The 18,756-nt window shown below is 41.2% G+C and carries 18 protein-coding genes; 1 reads left to right on the top strand and 17 read right to left on the bottom strand.

Going from position 1 to position 18,756, the window contains the following annotated elements; all coding sequences use genetic code 11:
- Positions 1–172 precede the first annotated feature (172 nt).
- The 16 genes from KJS44_RS04395 to KJS44_RS04320 form a co-directional block, all read right to left on the bottom strand.
- Positions 173–1,501: an RsmF rRNA methyltransferase first C-terminal domain-containing protein gene (locus KJS44_RS04395; protein WP_008689349.1), complete on the bottom strand. Its 1,329-nt coding sequence runs from the start codon at positions 1,499–1,501 to the stop codon at positions 173–175.
- 29 nt (positions 1,502–1,530) lie between these two features.
- Positions 1,531–3,897: a hypothetical protein gene (locus KJS44_RS04390; RefSeq protein ID WP_008689351.1), complete on the bottom strand. Its 2,367-nt coding sequence runs from the start codon at positions 3,895–3,897 to the stop codon at positions 1,531–1,533.
- Between the two features lie 75 nt (positions 3,898–3,972).
- On the bottom strand, positions 3,973–5,070 hold the full coding sequence (locus KJS44_RS04385) for an immunity protein Imm33 domain-containing protein (RefSeq protein WP_008689354.1): 1,098 nt from the start codon (positions 5,068–5,070) through the stop codon (positions 3,973–3,975).
- Between the two features lie 114 nt (positions 5,071–5,184).
- Complete coding sequence (locus tag KJS44_RS04380; RefSeq protein WP_008689355.1) at positions 5,185–5,946, bottom strand: TMEM164 family acyltransferase; 762 nt, start codon at positions 5,944–5,946, stop codon at positions 5,185–5,187.
- A gap of 120 nt (positions 5,947–6,066) precedes the next feature.
- The gene (locus KJS44_RS04375) at positions 6,067–6,993 is read right to left on the bottom strand and encodes a transketolase family protein (protein ID WP_008689358.1); all 927 of its coding nucleotides are present in this window, start codon (positions 6,991–6,993) and stop codon (positions 6,067–6,069) included.
- Positions 6,987–7,811, bottom strand: a complete 825-nt coding sequence (locus KJS44_RS04370) for a transketolase (protein WP_008689359.1) — start codon at positions 7,809–7,811, stop codon at positions 6,987–6,989. The genes KJS44_RS04375 and KJS44_RS04370 overlap by 7 nt, the downstream gene beginning before the upstream one ends.
- A gap of 71 nt (positions 7,812–7,882) precedes the next feature.
- Positions 7,883–8,656, bottom strand: a complete 774-nt coding sequence (locus tag KJS44_RS04365) for an HAD hydrolase family protein (RefSeq protein WP_008689360.1) — start codon at positions 8,654–8,656, stop codon at positions 7,883–7,885.
- Between the two features lie 87 nt (positions 8,657–8,743).
- Positions 8,744–9,391 (bottom strand): dihydroxyacetone kinase subunit DhaL, encoded by a 648-nt coding sequence (gene dhaL / locus KJS44_RS04360; protein WP_008689361.1) that lies wholly within the window; start codon positions 9,389–9,391, stop codon positions 8,744–8,746.
- A 3-nt stretch (positions 9,392–9,394) separates the two neighbouring features.
- A complete protein-coding gene (locus KJS44_RS04355; protein ID WP_008689362.1) occupies positions 9,395–10,405 on the bottom strand; it encodes a dihydroxyacetone kinase subunit DhaK in 1,011 nt (336 codons plus the stop codon).
- 11 nt (positions 10,406–10,416) lie between these two features.
- Complete coding sequence (rpiB, locus tag KJS44_RS04350; protein WP_008689363.1) at positions 10,417–10,863, bottom strand: ribose 5-phosphate isomerase B; 447 nt, start codon at positions 10,861–10,863, stop codon at positions 10,417–10,419.
- 137 nt (positions 10,864–11,000) lie between these two features.
- A complete protein-coding gene (locus tag KJS44_RS04345; RefSeq protein ID WP_008689364.1) occupies positions 11,001–11,915 on the bottom strand; it encodes a cupin domain-containing protein in 915 nt (304 codons plus the stop codon).
- Between the two features lie 24 nt (positions 11,916–11,939).
- On the bottom strand, positions 11,940–12,989 hold the full coding sequence (locus tag KJS44_RS04340) for a PTS fructose transporter subunit IIC (protein ID WP_008689365.1): 1,050 nt from the start codon (positions 12,987–12,989) through the stop codon (positions 11,940–11,942).
- Positions 12,990–13,014: 25 nt separating this feature from the next.
- Positions 13,015–13,308 (bottom strand): PTS fructose transporter subunit IIB, encoded by a 294-nt coding sequence (locus KJS44_RS04335; RefSeq protein WP_008689367.1) that lies wholly within the window; start codon positions 13,306–13,308, stop codon positions 13,015–13,017.
- Positions 13,309–13,328: 20 nt separating this feature from the next.
- Complete coding sequence (locus tag KJS44_RS04330; protein ID WP_008689368.1) at positions 13,329–13,799, bottom strand: PTS sugar transporter subunit IIA; 471 nt, start codon at positions 13,797–13,799, stop codon at positions 13,329–13,331.
- Between the two features lie 15 nt (positions 13,800–13,814).
- Positions 13,815–14,699, bottom strand: coding sequence for a class II fructose-bisphosphate aldolase (locus KJS44_RS04325; protein ID WP_008689370.1), 885 nt, complete (start codon positions 14,697–14,699; stop codon positions 13,815–13,817).
- Positions 14,700–14,711: 12 nt separating this feature from the next.
- Positions 14,712–15,575 carry a sugar phosphate isomerase/epimerase family protein gene (locus KJS44_RS04320; RefSeq protein ID WP_008689372.1) on the bottom strand — a complete coding sequence of 288 codons (864 nt, stop codon included), beginning with the start codon at positions 15,573–15,575 and terminating at the stop codon, positions 14,712–14,714.
- Positions 15,576–15,881: 306 nt separating this feature from the next.
- On the opposite strand from KJS44_RS04320, the gene KJS44_RS04315 reads away from it, so the two are divergent.
- Positions 15,882–17,876, top strand: coding sequence for a BglG family transcription antiterminator (locus KJS44_RS04315; protein ID WP_008689373.1), 1,995 nt, complete (start codon positions 15,882–15,884; stop codon positions 17,874–17,876).
- 265 nt (positions 17,877–18,141) lie between these two features.
- Here KJS44_RS04315 and KJS44_RS04310 read toward each other — a convergent pair whose 3' ends face one another.
- Positions 18,142–18,690 carry a DUF1836 domain-containing protein gene (locus tag KJS44_RS04310; protein ID WP_008689374.1) on the bottom strand — a complete coding sequence of 183 codons (549 nt, stop codon included), beginning with the start codon at positions 18,688–18,690 and terminating at the stop codon, positions 18,142–18,144.
- Between the last annotated feature and the right edge of the window lie 66 nt (positions 18,691–18,756).

Below are 18,756 nucleotides of genomic sequence, written 5' to 3'. Positions count from 1 at the left end.
ACATAACAAGATATTACTAAATTTTACATACGATTATAGAAATATCGTTATGAACGTACATACTTTCCCCTTGTGGCTATAGCATAAGGGCAATAAAAAAAGGAATCTCGATACAATCGGAAATTCCTGTCATTTATCCTTACCTATTTGGTCAAGTTATTTCTATTTTCGATCAGCGAATACGCATTCCTTTAGGGTATTTATTTTTTAACACCATGCCATCCCCTTTGGCAAAGCCGATGGGATGCTGATGCCACAATAAGGCCGTATACCCCTTATACCCACTGACGGATAGAGGATGACCTTGTAAAAAGAGGTGACATTCCTCATCACACATATCATAGGTCTGTAAAAACTTATCCTGATGCAAACTTGCGCTATAAAAATGCTGATGTGGCTCTATGCGGTTTTTCATGATTTCCCCGGCTAAGATGCACTGGCGCAGGATATGAATTTTCTTAAGCTTCAAAAAAGGCGTTTGTTTCAGATATAGCTTATCCTGCAATAGTAACGTATGCGCAGGCTGCTTTGCCAGCTGGCTTTTTAAAAAGGTTTGGGCAAACATTGGCAAGGCTGTATCCGCCATTTCTTTTTTCCGCGACATGACGGCTTGACCATGTTTCTTCATCTTGGCCACAAAATGTCCCTCCCCTTGATCCATCGGGAAAATTCTTCGCACCTTTGTCACATCCAGATCACGATAAGAAAATCCGCTTCTGCCAAAGTTAACCTGGCAATCTAATAATTCCATATCGTCATGATGCTTTAAAAATTCATAAACGACTTCTTCATTTTCTTCCATAGAATAGGTGCAAGTAGAATATACAAGAATGCCCTCTTCTTTTAAGGTTTCATAGGCACTTTCTAAAATAAGCTTTTGGCGCATTGCACAGGAAGCCACATGTTCTACGCTCCAATCGTCCATTGCCTTGGCGTGTTTTTTAAACATGCCTTCGCCACTGCAAGGAGCATCTACCAAGACCTTATCAAACCAGCCGCCCATTTCCTTGGCCAGTTCATCGGGACGTGCATTGGTAATCATACATTCACTAAAACCTAAACGTTCCATATTGCTCATCAATACGGCCGCCCGCTTTGCCTCTATTTCATTACTGACTAGTAAACCACTGTGCTGCAATTTCGCGGCAATCTGTGTACTTTTGCCTCCCGGAGCTGCACACATATCCAACACCCAATCCCCCTCTTGTACATCCAAAACTTCTACGGCACTGGAAGCACTTGGCTCTTGCATATAAAACAGACCGGCAAGATGTGCAGGATGATTGCCTAACCCTTTTTCCTGGTGTGGAATATAAAAGGTTTCAGGACAGATCGCAGAAGGCTTACACTCACAAACAGACAGCTGTAAAAAAGCCTCAACGCTTATCTTTGTCGTATTAACACGCAACCCACGATAAGCATCTTCCTCTAACGTTTTTACATAAGCCTCATAATCCTCTTGCAGATATTCCTTCATCCGCTGCAGAAATTGTTCTTTCATACACATCCCTCCAATACCTTCGTATTTTATCATACTTCTTCAGCATATGCATCCAGCAGCAGTGAAGAATGTTTCAGATACCATCGTGTTGCCAGCTGCATGCTGAAGTAAAGCAAACCACCCACACAAGCGGGCAATAACAAATACATCAATAGTGAGACATCCGCTGAAAGCTTTAACAAGATCAATATGATATAGCCCCACAATAAGATGGTCGTTATAAAGATAGCTACAAACAAATATTTTCGCCATCTTCTTAAGAAGGTTTTTTCATATAATTTACGCATTGCGTCCTTTCGCTCACCAAAAACATAATACACACTGCAAGCAAGTTGCTGATGCTGAATGGTTTTATGCAACAGCAGAAAATAAAGCAGTACACTGCCTCCTAGAAAGAAGATGCTGGCAATCGCAAAAAAGGTGAACAATTCCTTGAAATCAATGACTAGAACTTGCAGCAGCAAAGAATTTTTTAAGCTTATCTCATATAAATTACTAGTATTCAAATACTGCAATGCCTCTCTTACTTCCTCCACACTGTTTCCTTGATAAGTTACCTGTTTGATTTGGACATTTTTCACCAGGACATCCGCTAAACCGGTTTCATCCATATACACGGTTGCATCCTTTACCTGCTCGTTTCCTTCCATCATATCCATGCTCGGTAATAAGAAACCGGCAATTTTCACATTCTTACGATACAACATACTGTTAATTGGTGTGGCTTCGATTGTATACGCCTGTACCTGTATTTGTTTACCGATCATCTCATCAGCAAAGCGAATATAGGCATACAATTTTTCCTGATAGCTCATTGTCTCATCGTTTGCATAGCGTTCATAAGGGAACCCCATTTCAATAGCGGTGGCTACATCAAGGACAATTTCATCCTGCGCAATTGGGGTGTAATACACAATCTGTTTTCCATTATAAAAACGTGAAAAGACATCAATCGGCTGAATATCTTGAATGTTTACAAAATGATCTTGATATAATAAGCGTTTGTTACTGGAAGGAAAGCTTTTCATCTTCGATAAAGGATGTTGTTTCAGATAACCGCTTTTTACATACAAGGGATAGCCCAGATGCATTCCTAAAACGCCATTTGCAGTCTTATCCCCATCCTCATCCTCAAAAACCCCGGAAATCCGTAAAGGCAGGCCATACCAAGAAATTGTCATATGCAACAGTTTCTCTGCCGGTATCTCTTGATGAAAGAGCTGATGAGCCGTTTGCAACGAAAGACAAACTTCATCAAAGGTTGTAGGATAATGCCCCTGCAATTTTTTGATTCCGGCTTGCTTGGCAGTATTTGCCTCCACCACAGGCAAGTAATTTTCTAAGGGTATGGCTTCTTTATCGTAAATACCTTCCAGATAGGCATTGGCAAAGGTTGCATTGACCGCTACATAACTACATAGCAGATTGCCCTTCATATGCTTCTGTAAGATTGAAACATCCTTTGATGATAGATTCGTTTTTAAAGCGGGATATAATGTCCCATCGTCCCCTTGGGCTATCTTATGGACGACAAATGAATTCGTCTTATCCTTCTGCAGCATGCCTAGCTCAATATTGACAATATCTAAGCTCGTTGTGCTCCATAAGATACAAACAAGGATCAATGACATCAATGTTAAAAATTTTAACGCATGATAAGGCCAGCGATAGCGACGATGTTGCTCCTCAAACATCGCATGCCATCCCTCTTTCTGCATGGTTACACCAGGTTGTTGAATATCCTGTATTTTTACTTCTTCATCTGCTTGATTATCACTGATTAAAATACCTTCACGAAATTCCAAGATGCGTTCACTATAGGCATGACAGGCAGGATCACCGACAACGATGACCAGTATGTGTTCACTATAAATTTTTAACAATTGATAAATACTTTGCAGCTCCTCTTTTGAAAATGGCGTACTATCGGGATAAAAAATGATCGAACGATAGGTACGCAAAGCACTTCGGGCAAGCATCGTTTTCACTTTATCTTGAAAGCTGACTTCTTCAATGCTTTTTTCTGCTATGGAAGATAATTGCCAATCTTGCAGCACCTGTTTCACCTTTGTCTTTTCATATGCATATTGTAAAACAATATTTTCTTTCACACTTGCTGATGGTAGGAAAAGGAAATCGCCAAACCAGCTAGTCACACAGCTAGTGCGATACCGGCTTCTTTCCGTCACAGAGAAATTGGTTACTTTTGTTTCATCACACTGTAAAAATCCGGCATCCGCTTGTTTCATACCGGCCAAAAGATAACTGATGGCCTTTTCGGTTTCTTTTTCCTTAGCCGTAATGGCACAAAACCCATGTGCAGGTAATACAAAAGAGACATCTGTTAACAGATGCCGCTGTTTGTTTGTCATGGTGATATGGGATACTTTCAGCATGTTCAACACCTCTCTTTATAACTAGCATAATTTGCTTTAGAAAGTCAATGCCTGTAAGAGAATCGTAAGAACAAGCTAAGCTTCTTTCGAAGAAATCTTATGTAATAAATCATCTTCCTTGCGCGCATACGCACTGCCCACCTCATCTGTGAGGAAAGGTTGAATTTCCGGATCATAATTACATAGTGTATTTAATTTATAAATGCCGCAATGATAAGGATCATCGAGATATTCCTGCGTTTCATCACCAGCCATAAAACGCCAGCCGCTATCCCATTCCTGCTGTGGTTCTTGTCGATACATATAACCGATTCGACAACCATCTACCAAAATGCGGTCACTGGCAATACAGCCATCTCCACCTTCCCAATCATGGAGCAATTGTAATATTTCTTCCTTAGACTTCACAAATTTTTTGGGCATTGTCTGATACCAGCCATGTACGCCCCAAGCACCGCCTTCACTCAACAGCTGCTGCAACAATCGCATATGCAGCTGGAATAAGCCATCTGCCTCTTCATCCGTGCCACCATTACGCAAATTAAAATATAAGGCGCCACATAAAGAGCTTAAGGCAAATTCTTGCCAGTTCGCATACCAGGAAGACACCCTGCGGGCAATTGGCAAACAACGTTTCCAAAAGGCTTCTTCATCAATCAAATGACAGGCATACGCTCTGCGATATAGACCAATGATCTCATTGGCATCCCAAGCATAAAAGCCTTTGTCTTGTGTGAATGGATAAAAAAGCTGCGCATAACTTTGAAAATGCTCAAACATGGTTTTTGCTTCCGGCTGCAGATCTTGAAGATCAAACATCGGCTGTTCTTTCCAAAAAGATAAAAATTGAACATATTCACGGTGTGTTGTAAACAGATGTTCACAGCAGGCCTCCAAGCTTGTCACATCCTTTATGCCATAAAGCTTTTCCAGATGGTTTCGCACTTCTTGCGCCTGTTCATCATCACACACATACATCTGTTCATAGCCCATATGCTCTGGGATGCCTGGTGTCTTACGGCAGGCTGAAATACCGCTGAGCAGTAATGTAAATTTTTTTAAAGATATTTCCCCGCCTGAAAGAGCATTGCGACACATCGCAGTGTATGCCTCTTGTATCTGCGGCAATAATGCCTTTGTGTGGCTCCATGTTGTTTCCTTTTGTTTTGTCATATATAATCTCCTGTTTCTTTCTTCTTATTTTACTATAAGAATTGCTTTGTGCATAGTCAATACGGATGACTTTTCCTTAAACATGATAAAGATAAAGAAAACAGCATACTTCCTCTACGATGCTGCTTCTTCTTTGCTTGGATAGCCATATACTTTACGTAATAAATAGACAACAATACATTGAATGACAAACAAAGCGGCTAAGACCGCCGGCATAAATAAGAAAATACCGGTCAGCTGATATAAGCTAGCTACCAAAGCGATTTTCGGTGGAACACCGACAAACATATATTGGGTATCCAGCATCAGATTGACAATAAAGGCGATGGAAAACATACAGCAAATAATCAAATAGTTTTTCTTCATATAGCGATATTGTAAAAGCGTAGTATCACTTAATTGAATGAGCGAAAATAAGAGAAAGGCGCCATGTAAGATATAGAAATTGATTGTGCGATAAGATACGATTGGATATAAGCCGGCAATATTCGCAGGATAAATCATGGCTACCCCTCCAGCAACTAAGCCAACTACCCCACTAAAGAAACGCAAGCTATTTTTTTGTGTAAAGACACAGGCAGCATTCATATAAACACAGCAGCTGCAAAGTTCTAAAGGCAAGATCTGAATCCATACCTGTTCATGACAGTTAAGTAAGAGCCATAGCGTATATATGACCTCTTCGATTAGAAAATATAAAGCCATATAGATCTGAAACTTTCGTTTGTTAGATGTGTTAAGCGTGGTGTAACGATGATACAGCGCATAAATGATGATGCCCATGAGGCATAAAAAACACAAGTGCGCAATAGAAAAAGTCTGAAATGGTGCAGCCATTGACTTGATTTCGGTATAATATGTAAAAAAATCCTTCATGTAAATCACCCTGTTTTATTTTAGCATAATTTCTACTGAAAGTTCTTAGGATATCTTAATTAAAAAGAAAACATGTTCCTCGCTCATCATTCACAGAACATGTTTATGCAATTATCTTTGTTATTGAAAGGGTTGTGTTAAAATCGTGTTTACAATAGTTTTTGCATCAATGCCATATTTATGCAAGACATCTTGAGGGGTGCCACTTTCTCCATACACATCGAAAACACCTACCATGCGCAACGCACAGGCATGTGGCTGCTGCGCAAGAACTTCGGCAACGGCACTGCCTAAACCACCGATTATGGAATGCTCTTCTGCCGTTACGATCAGCTGATGATCCTTCGCCAGCGAACATAACAATGCTTTATCAATTGGTTTTATGGTATGCATATCGACAATCGTCGGCACAAATGGTAATTGTTTTGCTGCCTGTAAAGCTTCTTGAACCATGATTCCACTGGCAACGATGGCTACTTTTTCCCCTTTCTGTAGGACATTCCCTTTTCCTATCGTAAACGGCATATTTTCATCATAAACCGCATCAACAGCCATTCGACTTAAGCGAACATAACAAGGACCATCCATCCTCGCTATGGACTTGATCATCTGGGTGGTCTGCTGCGCATCACAAGGCTGTAAGACACACATACCGGGAATCGTGCGCATCAATGCCAGATCTTCATTACATTGATGAGTAGCACCATCTTCTCCAACGCTTAATCCGGCATGAGTTGCACATATCTTTACATTCAGATGTGGATACCCGATTGCATTGCGAATCTGTTCATAGGCTCTTCCTGCCGCAAACATCGCAAAGCTGCTGGCAAATGGGATCTTGCCACTGGCTGCCAAGCCGGCTGCCACACCCATCATGTTACTTTCCGCGATGCCCATATCAAAATGACGCTGTGGACATACTTTTTTCGCTTCGCTTGTTTTCGTGCTTCCTGCTAAATCAGCATCTAAAACAACAATGTCAGGATTTTGTTTTACGAGTTGCGCTAACGCTTCACCATACGCCTCACGCGTTGCCTTTTTTACCATTGTGCATCACCTCCTAAGTCCTTGATAGCTTGTTCAAATTGCGTTGCATTTGGTGCTTTGCCATGCCATCCTGCTTCATTTTCCATAAAGGATACCCCTTTCCCTTTAATTGTATCGGCAATGATCACCGTCGGTTTTCCTTGTATCTGACGAGCCTGTGCAAAGGCCGTTTTGATAGCATCCATATCATGCCCATTGATCTGCAGGGCATGACAGCCAAAGGCAATCGCTTTGTCATACAGCGAATCTACCTTCATGACATCATCCACCTTGCCATCAATTTGTAAACCATTGTGATCGATGATGACACATAAATTATCGAATTGATAATGGGCAGCACTCATCAATGCCTCCCATACTTCCCCTTCCTGACATTCCCCATCACCTAACAATGCATATATGCGATGGGTATTGCCATCTAAGCGATTTGCTAGTGCCATCCCTACTGCGGCGGAAATCCCTTGTCCTAAAGATCCCGTAGACATATCTACCCCATCAATATAATTCATATTCGGATGTCCTTGTAAGCGGGTATTGATGCGGCGAAAAGTTGTTAAATCATCCTTTTCCAATAGTCCTTTCTCACACAATAACGCATAAAGCAGTGGTGCCGCATGACCCTTGCTAAAAACCAAACGATCACGTTTTTGACCTTGGGCATTTTCCTTTGTTATATCCATCTCATCAAAAAATAAGACTGTACCAAGATCGGCAGCACTTAAAGAACCGCCGGGATGACCGCTTTGTGCGCTAAAGATCTCCCACAGCACATCCTTACGCACTTGTCGTGCTATCTGCTGTAATTCTTCTTTTTTCATATCCCTTTATCCTAATCAGTAATCGTACAACATCCTGTAGCTCTTACCAATGATCCTTTCTTTCTATTTTGTTAAATCCAGTGAAAATGCTGACATGCCTTTTGAATACCATCCCTTACATTCGTATCCGTTACATAATCTGCTTTTTGTTTGATATCTTCACTGCCATTGCCCATCGCAATGCTACACCATCGTTTGTCAAACATGACAAGATCGTTGGTATCATCGCCAAAGACCACGACATCCTCGATACGACCATGGATACGTTCGATCATATGTTCAATGCCTTTATCCTTTTCATCGTATTGAAACATTAAATAATTGCCCGCAAAGCGCAGATGTCCTAAAGTATTGCACAGTGTTAAACGCTCTTCCTCTTCCTTTGGAATGGAAATATAAATCTTATAAATGGCACTCAGTGCATCATAATCTAACGTTTCATCAATGATGTATTCCGTTGGTTCTAAGCGTTCCCCCATTTGTTCACGAAAACGATTATCTTTGCTGTAGCAACGCAAGGAATCATCTAGCATTAAAAGAAGGCCATAACCTAACGCATCTGCCTGTTTACAAATCGCTTTTGCTTTCGCCAGATCCAAAGGGCGATTTTCCACCAGTTCATGATCAATGACTAGGCCAACACCGCCATTACACACCATATTCGACAAGCCAATCTTTTCCATGAAGCCTCTTGCTTTATAATGAGCACGACCAGTAGCGATGCTGACAAAATGGCCTGCTGCTTCCAGCTTTTTCAACGTTGCTAACGCACTGGGAACAATTTCACCAGTTGCACGGTTCGTTAAGGTTCCATCTATATCAAAGAAAAAATATTTCTTGTGCATCTTTTTTCCTGGTAGTCATGTACATATCAAACATTTCTACCTTTTCCTTTCTAGAGAAAAGATGATTCTCAAAAGAAAATCATCTGTCTACTCTTGTGACTGCAGCTGCGCTAACATCGCATTTGCCATCGTTGTTAAAATGATCCAACAGGAGGTAGCTCCTGCATCCAGATGACCGCGGCTGCGTTCGCCTAAACGAGCAGCTCTGCCGATTTTCGCTACTAAATCCTTTGTGCTTTCTTTACCGGCTTCTGCCCCTTTCGCCATTTCTCTTAAGCACTGTGAAAACTCTGCATCTTGTTTGATAGCTGCTTGATAGGCCTGACAAGCCGGATAAATCGTATCCACTAATGTCTTATCGCCAACCTTAGCTCCAGCCAGATCCATCAAACCCTGTACCGCATTTTCCAATGCTTCTAAAAAAGCTTCTTTCGTGATAGGCTCTGCCTTTTTTAAAACCCGGCTCAGCTTAGAAAACATGGTGCCGTAAATAGGTCCCATACTGCCGCCAATGTCCATGACTAAGGTACGTCCTAAGATTTTTAAAGCTTCCGCAAAAGAATCGCTTGGCTCAATGCGCTCCTTTGCCATCATAAAGCCTTTATTCATATTAATGCCGTGATCTCCATCTCCGGTTGCACCATCAATCTCACTCAAGTAAGATGCTTGTTCATGAATGGCATCGATGACTTGCAAAACGATACCGGCATTTCCTTGATTACGTAAGGTTTCCATAAGTTATCTCCTTGCCAACTGGGTCATACCCATGGTTTCTACTTCCATATCGACACATTCCTTTAATTCCTCATCCAATTCCATGATCGTTAAGGTTACACCATTCATTTCCAAGGACGTAAAGTAATTGCCGACATAAGATTTATAAATACGAATATCCTGTTCCTCTAAGAGCTTGGCGACTTCTTCAAAGAAGATATATTGTTCCATGACCGGCGTTGCCCCTAAACCAGATACCAACACAGCAACTTCACAGCCTGCTTTAAATGGTTTATCTTCAATGACCAAACGGGTCATTTCTTTCGCCATTTCTTTTGCCGTACCAAGTTTTTCAACTTTAATTCCCGGTTCCCCATGATGACCGATACCAAATTCCATCGTTCCTTCTTCAATGGTGAAATTCGGTTTTCCATTCGCCGGTATCGTACATGGACTTAATCCAACACCGACACTACGTGTATGATCAATGGCCTTTTGGGCAGCAGCAATCACTTCATCCAAGCTAGCTCCCATCGCTGCCTTAGCACCGCCAACCTTCCACATGAAGATTTCTCCGGCAACACCGCGACGTTTCGTACGATCTGCTTTATCAGCACTGGCCACATCATCATTGGCAACGACTGTTTTTACGACGATATCATCATCTTCCGCTAATTCCATCGCCATCTTTACATTCATGTTATCACCGGCGTAATTGCCATACAAGCAGGCAACGCCCATGCCTTGATCAACCGCACAGAAAGCATCGTAAAATGATTTTGCCGTAGGAGAAGAGAAAATTTCACCAACGGCCACGGCATCGACCATATTCTTTCCGCAATAGCCGATAAACGCTGGTTTATGCCCACTGCCGCCTCCAGTAACGATACCAACCTTTCGCTTCTTAGTAGCTTCTTTTGAAATGACAACACGAGGATTATTTTCATCAACGCGTATCAGATCATGATGACAGCGCTCAAAACCTTTCAGCATATCTTCAACGACTTCATCACAATTGTTAATGATTCTTTGCATGTTGTTTCCTCCTATCTGTATTGACACTCGATTTCCCTGATCCTATCTACCTTTGCCTTACTTGCCCCACCGGCAAATTCACACTGCAGCCAGCGTTCCATCAACATCAATGCAGATTGGATGGCAATTACTCTGGCTCCCATGCAGAGAACTTGACAGTCATTGCTTTTACGACTGCGTTCTACGGAAAAGACATCATGCCCTACGGCTGCGCGAATGCCTGGTATTTTATTGGCTGTGATCGCCATTCCGATACCGGTTCCACACATCAATATCCCTTTTTCGGCACGCCCTTCGACGATTTCTTTGCACAGCTTTTCTGCCGTGTCCGGGTACAAGGATGGGTTTTTATCATAGACTCCCACATCAATGACATCATACTGTAGTTCTTTTAATCGCTGATGAACTGCCTCTTTCATATCAAAAGCAGCTTCATCACATCCAATCACAATTTTCATTTTCTTCACCTTTTATATCATAATGATCAGATGAGTGGAGCAATTCCACTCATCTCATCGACGAATTCCTTTCGCAAGTCTGTAATACGAAGAACACGTTTTCCCTTTCTTGTTTTCTTCTCAGACAGTAGTTATTATTACAGCTCGGTAATCGCAAAGACTACTTTCACCGGTTTTGCTTCAAAGTTTACCAACTGATAGCTAACACCAGCTGGAATAAAGAAAGTATCTTCCGGTTCCATGACGAAGCTTTCTTCCAGCTCTACCAAATTTACCGTTACCGGTCCATCCACACAATACAAGGCGGCATCTCCTTTATGTGTATCAGGATCAGAGCAGCGAGGCCCATAACCACCGGCCGGCAAGATAAATTCACCAAAATGTCCATAGTCATTGCTGGTGATGAAACGCATTAGCATTGGATGACTGGTTCCATGCACATTGTTTAATTTTTCAAAGTCACGAACGGCATAAACGGCACCGGTTTCTCTAGCTTCTTTTGCATCCACTGGCCAATGTCCGATATCATCGGTACAGCCCTGACGGGAAATATCATGAATCTTATCGCGCATATTTGGTAATGCATCGTTGTTCGGTCCTTTGTAGAACTTTGTTTCTTCATCGGTTGGAATAACTGCCGGTGGAATCTGTTCGCTCCATGCCTTTGGTGTGATGAAGTACAGAATACGCGCTTTGCGGTCTGAGAAATTATGACAGCAATGCCATGCGCCTTCCGGCATGAACAGACCTTCTCCGGTTTCTAAGTAAGCAAACTGGCCATTGCCGCTGCGCTGTACGACCGGTCCATCCAGGATGTAGTAAGATTCATCACCAGGATGGATATCCAATGGTGCAAATACACCACCAGGTCCTAATTCATAGATACCTAGCATGAAGGTATCGGTTGTAATCATCGTGAACGTATTATCACTGGTAAATGCGTTGTTTGGTGGATACAATGCTGTAGAATAATCCTGTTTACGAATCAGCATTGGTTTTTTATCCTCAGGTTTGAATGGGAAATTTCCCATGATATCAAATAATTTTGCCATAAACTTGTCTTTTCTCCTCTTTTCTTATTCAGCTTCAACTTCTTCGGCAGGAACATCCTTTTTTAATACGACTAATAAAGCAGCCGTAACAATTGCCCCAACTACCGCAGCAATGATGAAGTAGATTGGATTATTCATTGCAAAGGCTACAAACAAACCACCATGTGGAGCCTGAATGGTTAAGCCTAGCATATAAGATACGGTACAACCAACAGCAGAACCAGCCATCAAAGATGGAATTACTTTTACTGGATCACTGGCAGCAAATGGAATTGCAAATTCTGTAATCATACCAGCAGCACCTGCAAGTAAACCAGCTAAAGAGTTTCTTTCAGAGCTTGTAAATTTGCTTTTCTTAACAAGGATAGCAATTGCAATACCTAATGGAGGTGTGATGGAACCAACGAAGTTTGCACCCATGACCATATAGTTTCCAGTATCCATAGCAGCCAAAGCGAATGCATAAGCAACTTTATTACAAGGACCGCCCATATCAAATGCCAACATGCATCCTTGAATGATACCTAACAGCAGTAAGTTTCCGGTTCCCAGAGAATTCAGCATATCAGTTAATGCATTGGTAACCGCAGCGATAGGACCACCGATGATGTATACCATAATTAGACCCATAGCTGTAACGCCTAATAATGGAATGATCAATGTAGGCAGCAAGCTGCGCAGCGTCATTGGCATAGGGATCTTCTTTAATAATAAGACTAAGTAACCAGCGATGATACCACCGATCAAACCGCCAAGGAAACCAGAAGCCTGATTTAAGCCCCAAGGATCGGTAGCCATCCAACCAGCGATCATACCTGGCGCAATACCTGGCTTATCGGCAATACTATAAGCCGTATAAGCACCCAGGATAGGTACCATCAAGCCAAAGGCTGCTTTTCCTAACCAGAACATTGTAGAAGCGAAGTTGCCCCCTTGCGCAACATCATTTGGAATATTATAGCCCCCCAACAGGAAACCGATGGCAATTAACAAACCGCCGGAAATAACGAATGGAAGCATGTAGGAAACGCCGGTAAGTAGGGCCTCCTGTATCTCTTTTAATTTATCTTTCATGTTTTCTATCTCCTTTTCATTAAGATTATTTCAAAATAATGCTTGGATCTTTGATGACATCATGGGGTGAGAACTTTTTGATCTTATCTTTATATTTATCAAAGCGTTCTGCCTTACTGATGCCGACATCGTTAGCGAATACGATCAAATCAGCAGCTTCAATTTCGTAAGGTTTCAGCTGATTTTCAATGCCCAATGCCCCTTGTGTTTCCACCTTACATTCATGATGGTTTTTCTTGCAGAATTTTTTTAATGCTTCAGCAGCCATATAAGTATGCGCAATCCCCGTTGCACATGATGTGATAGCTACGATCTTCATCACAAACCCTCCTTTCTTTTTTATGAACAAGCCTTCATCAGTGCCAACATTTCATCATAGCTGTGCACCGAATCCAACTGATCGACAAATTCTTCTTTTGCCAGCAAGCCGGCTAAAGTTGCCAATACGCGCATGTATTGATCTGCACTTTGATTCCCTGGAATCGCAAGCATAAAGACATATTTTACATCGCCCTCTTCTCCACAGCTCTGATATAGGAAGGGAGAGGAACAGCGACAAAACGCAATTCCGGATTTTACCACTTCATCACAGCGACCATGAGGAAGACCGATGAGATTTCCCATATACGTAGGTCCCATAGCTTCGCGCTCACGAAGTGCAGTAAGATACGCTTGCTGATTGGTTATAACACCGGCTTCGAAAAACTTTTCACTCAATAGCTGAAACATTTCTTCCTTACTGTTAAAGGGCGTATGATCTAAGATCATCGCTTCCTTTGTCAGCACATTTCCTAACTGAATATCCGCCATATGCGCTTACCCTTCCTATAACGTACAGGTTTTGCCGTTTTTAAATACAGCCAGCACTTCTTTTGCGTATTCCTTCATGAAACGATAAGCTTCTTCATCGGCTTCATGCCAGTATGCATTGCCATCTCTATCTTTCAGATATTCATACATGTGCTTGCTGCAAGCTTTTGCCATATAAGAGTAATAATTTACTTTGGATACCCCTTCATTGATAGCTGCACGTACCTGATCAGCATCAACTCCACTGCCACCATGCATGACCACACGACAATCTTTTGGCATAGCTTCCCGAATGGCTTTTACACGTTCGATATCCAATACTGGTGGTTCGGCATAAATACCATGTGCCGTACCAAAGCATACAGCTAATGCATCAACCCCGGTACGCTGTGCAAATTCAGCAGCCTGTGCAGGATCGGTAAAGGTTTTCTTGATAGTTTCATGTGTCCATCCTCCACCATCACCATGCGTATCATCTTCTGTGGAAGTCATTACTCCTAATTCTGCTTCCACGGTAACACCTAACTTGTGTGCCATTTCCGTAAATACTTTTAAGTTTTCCACGTTCTCTTCAAATGGCTTTGCACTCAAATCATACATGATTGAGCTGAATCCACAGCGCAATGCACGCATAACGAAATTATAATCACTGCCATGATCCAAATGTACACATACCGGAACACTTGCCTGTTTTGCATATTCCACCATTTTAGGTCCGATCAATTCAATAGGAATCAATGGATCATGCACCTGTGCATGGTCAATGATGATTGGTGTCTGCATTTCTTCAGCAGCATCGACAACTGCACGCAATGTTGTCATGTTTGGTGTGTTGATACATCCGATGGCATATCCTCCCGCTTCTGCATCCTTTAAAATTTTCTCTAAATTTACTAACATTTTCTTATCCTCCTAGTTAATTTCATCCGCAATCTTTTGCAGATTTGCCAGTCCCTTCACTGCCAGCTCTTCGCCGGTTTTCGCAAAGCTGCGCCAAATTGCACAATTCTTATTCAATTCTTCAAAGCTTGGATCAAAGCTTTCGATCGTGCATGGTTCACTGTAACCGATCTTTTTTAAGGCGGTAAAAAATTCCTTGAATGGTACCATGCCGGTTCCCGGAATCCCACGATCATTTTCATTTACATGGACATATCCCAGATATTCCTTGCCGCATGTTTCTACCGCTTTGGTAAAGCTTTTCTCCTCACGAATCATATGGAAACAATCCAAATGCACCTTGATGTTTCCGGTGCCAACATCTTTGCAATAGCGAACGCCATCTTCTGCGATGTTAATAAAATGGGTTTCAAAGCGATTCACCGCTTCGACACAAATATTAAGTTGTGGATGTACCTTTAACGCATATTCACCAACTTCTCGCATCGCTTCCACAGAATGCTTCCATTCTTCTTCGGTTCGCGGTTTTCCGCTTAAGCATCCCCAGCCGGCATAATTGACACCGCCAAGAATCGTGCTGCTTAATTCTTTATTGATATCAACCAATTGTTTCATCGCTTCAATACCGCATCTTCTGACTTTTTCATCTTCACTGATCAAGTTGGTAGAAGCATCCAAGGTCGTCGTTGTCACGGCTCTTAAGTGAGTTTTCGCAAGCTCTTCTTTGACCCGTTCCGTGGGGAAGGTTTCAGGATGGGCAATCGCAAAATCAATTACCTCAAATCCCAATTCTTCCGCTTTCTTGATGATCCAAAGATCTTTTTCAGAGAAGTTTTCTGTCCAGATGAAACTATCCACGCCAAATGTGATCTTCATGTTTCATCCTCCTTTCCTGTTTCCTTTGCTGCCTTCATGATACCGTATGGCAAGTACAGAAAGCAAATATCATAAAGCTTCCTTTTGCACGAATGTATGTGCAAAAAGATGCCCTTCTTTTCGCACCGATAAAGCTCCATCCGTGCAATGACTTTTATCCGAATTGCACCGCTTTCCGTGCAAAAAAAGTAAAAAAGAAACTTGCTTTCTTGAGCCATTTCCACTTACTGTGAATTTGTTTCTTTTTCTTTGAAAATGCTTTCTTTTACTCATAAAATTGCTATAATATGTACTGAGGTGATGTGAATGCTAGATATAACAACGGAGAAAATTATCCATATTCTTCTGGAAAAGGACGAACCGATAACATCAAAACAGATCGCCAAAGAGATCAATATGTCCTTAAGCACCGTGAAACACAATATGCGTTATGTCCGTGAATATATCGAATCCTGTGGTGCCGAATTACAGCTACTGCCGCGGAAAGGATTTTTGCTACAGGGGGAAGAAAAGCGTTTGCAGGAATTGGCCAATACAAGTAATGATCCTCGAAACAAAGCCTACTCCTTTGATTTTCGTAAACATTATATTTTAGATATTTTATTTCAGCGAAATTCAAATTATACCGTACAGATTTTTGCAGATGATTTAGCCGTAGGCCGAACGATCATCACAAAAGATCTGGAATTAATAAAAAACTGGTTATCGTATTTTGATTTAAAACTATCGATCATTAAGAATCGCGGGGTCTGTCTGCAGGGGAACGAATTTAATAAACGACAGGCCATTATTTTTGAAAATAATTCCTATTTCAATGAAGAAGAAACACAAACGCCGATGATGGACGGCATCGATTATCGCATTGATGCCCATTTTTATCATTACTTTCTGCACTGCTATCCCAACCAGGATCTAATGATGTTGCAGAAACTATTATTGGATGCTGAAACGACGCTGAAATTTACTTATGATGAAATTTCTTTCACACAACTCTGTGAATATATCGCGCTTAGTCTGATTCGCATCTCGACCGGTAATATCATCGAAGAGGCAAATATCTTAAACCGTGCTAAGATCAGCGATCTGCAATACGAAGCCTCACGCACGCTTATTAATACAGCATTGCCTTTTTACAATAAAGAAAACCTTACAATGGAATATCATTGTTTGGCGGCACAATTCGCTTTGAACGGCGCTTATGACAGGGCCTCCAGCACCATCAAAATGGATTATTATGAAGCCATTGCCGAGCAATTTATCCAAAAGCTGAAATCGATCATCGTCAATAAAAAAATCATCACCAACGATGGTCTGATCAGTGATTTGGGCATGCTGTTTCAAAAGAAGAAACTACAAAAAAGCTATCAGATGATGAATGGCACTTCCTTTATCCGCGATATCAAAAAAGATTTACCTTCCTTGTATGGAATTGTCTTAACAAACATTCAACCAATTGAACAAAAGTTACACATTAAATTCAGTGAAAATGATATTGCCTACATTACGATGCTGTTAAGCAATGCCTTAAAAGATGATTTATTTACCCTGCGTATCATCTTAGTGACGACAAAGGATGAAAACACCTCCCGTTATATCCGTCAAAAAGTATCAAAGAGTCTGTCCTTTCTTAACAAAATCTCCACTTTGCATTATGAACAAATCAATCAGATTGATCAGGAATACGACCTCTTAGTCAGTCCTTTGCCGCTTACAGATAAAAGCGAAGAAGAGTATTTATTGATTAGTCCACGCTTCGATAATCAAGATATCTTATTGATTGATGAGCGTTTGAAACAGATCCAAAAGGAAAAACAATCCATTTTAGTATCAAATAATCTGTTCCATGAAAATCTAATTGCTTTACATTATCATGCGAAAACAAAAGATGAAGCCTTAGCATATGGTTCTTCCCTTTTGGAACAGCATCACTATGTAACACCGGAATTCATTACAAACATCAAGGTAAGAGAATCCATCTTACCTACCTCAATCGGGAATGGAGTCAGTATTCCTCATGAATATAAAAAACATGTCAATCAAGGTGCTATCTCTGTCTTAATCTTAGATCATCCAATTATCTGGGCAAAAGATGAAAAGGTTGATTTAGTCTTTACGATGGCTTTAGATTTTACAAAAAACAGTGAGATTGGATCCTTCTTCGCCCATTTTTATGAGTTGATTGAAAACGAAAGTCTGTTAGATCGCATCCGTCAATCCCAAGATGCTAGTGAGGTCATGGAAGTATTAAATGAGATAGGATTAACGGCAGGCCCACCGACTTTACCACAGGAAGAGAACTGAATTTATATCAAAGTTTTACAAACATCAAGCAAAAAAAGGAAGTCTAAACTCTGCCACACACAGAGGATGACTTCCTTTTTTTCTGACTTTCCTTTCACGTATCCATTTTTCTTCTTATGATGCTTCTTTCCTTCTTTGGGCAACTCATTTAGACTAAGAATAAAGAACTTCTGATTCAATGATGCTTTTTCCTAAGTCACTTATGCCCTGCAAGTGTTACATACACGTTATCTATACCCAACAGCGTACCTTAGGCTTTCCCTTTTTAAAGTGTATTTTGATAATCATCTTGCAACAATAAAATCTTACGTGCGACTAATTTACCTGCTAACGACATTGCGGCCATCTTCATCGCCGTATTTTGTAAGGTGATACCTTCTAAACGCAGGCTTCCTTTTCCCTCTTGAATATGTTTAGCTACCGCCATCAATGCGAGTTCCAATTCTTCACAAAATAAATTATACGCTTCTTTTAAACCGGATAAATTTGCCTGATACTCAATCCCCCGCTTTACCTCACTGATGGTTAATACTTGCTTTAACACCGTAATTGCGATGAGATATGCAAGATGCATGCGACTATAACGTTTCTTTTCTGCTTTTGGTATTAATTTCAACTTCACATAATTATTGATCATGGCACTGGTTAAAATCGTTTCCTCTCGTACATCCCCTAACAAAGGGCGTAAATAGGTTTCCAATAAGGTAATCACCTGATCCATATATAAATCAAAGGCCGGTAACTCTTCCCAACGGGGAAGATGAAAGGTAAACAATGTCTCACTCCAGGCCATCAATTCTTTCCGTGTATCCATGTGGCATCACTTCTTTCTTATTTTAGTATACTGGTTTCTTTTCGACCGTCAATGTTTTTTCATAAA

This window comes from Longicatena caecimuris (assembly GCF_018406465.1).
Taxonomy (GTDB): domain Bacteria; phylum Bacillota_I; class Bacilli_A; order Erysipelotrichales; family Erysipelotrichaceae; genus Longicatena; species Longicatena caecimuris.
The sequence above is the reverse complement of the archived record's forward strand: the minus strand, read 5'-3'. Positions and strand labels throughout refer to the sequence as shown.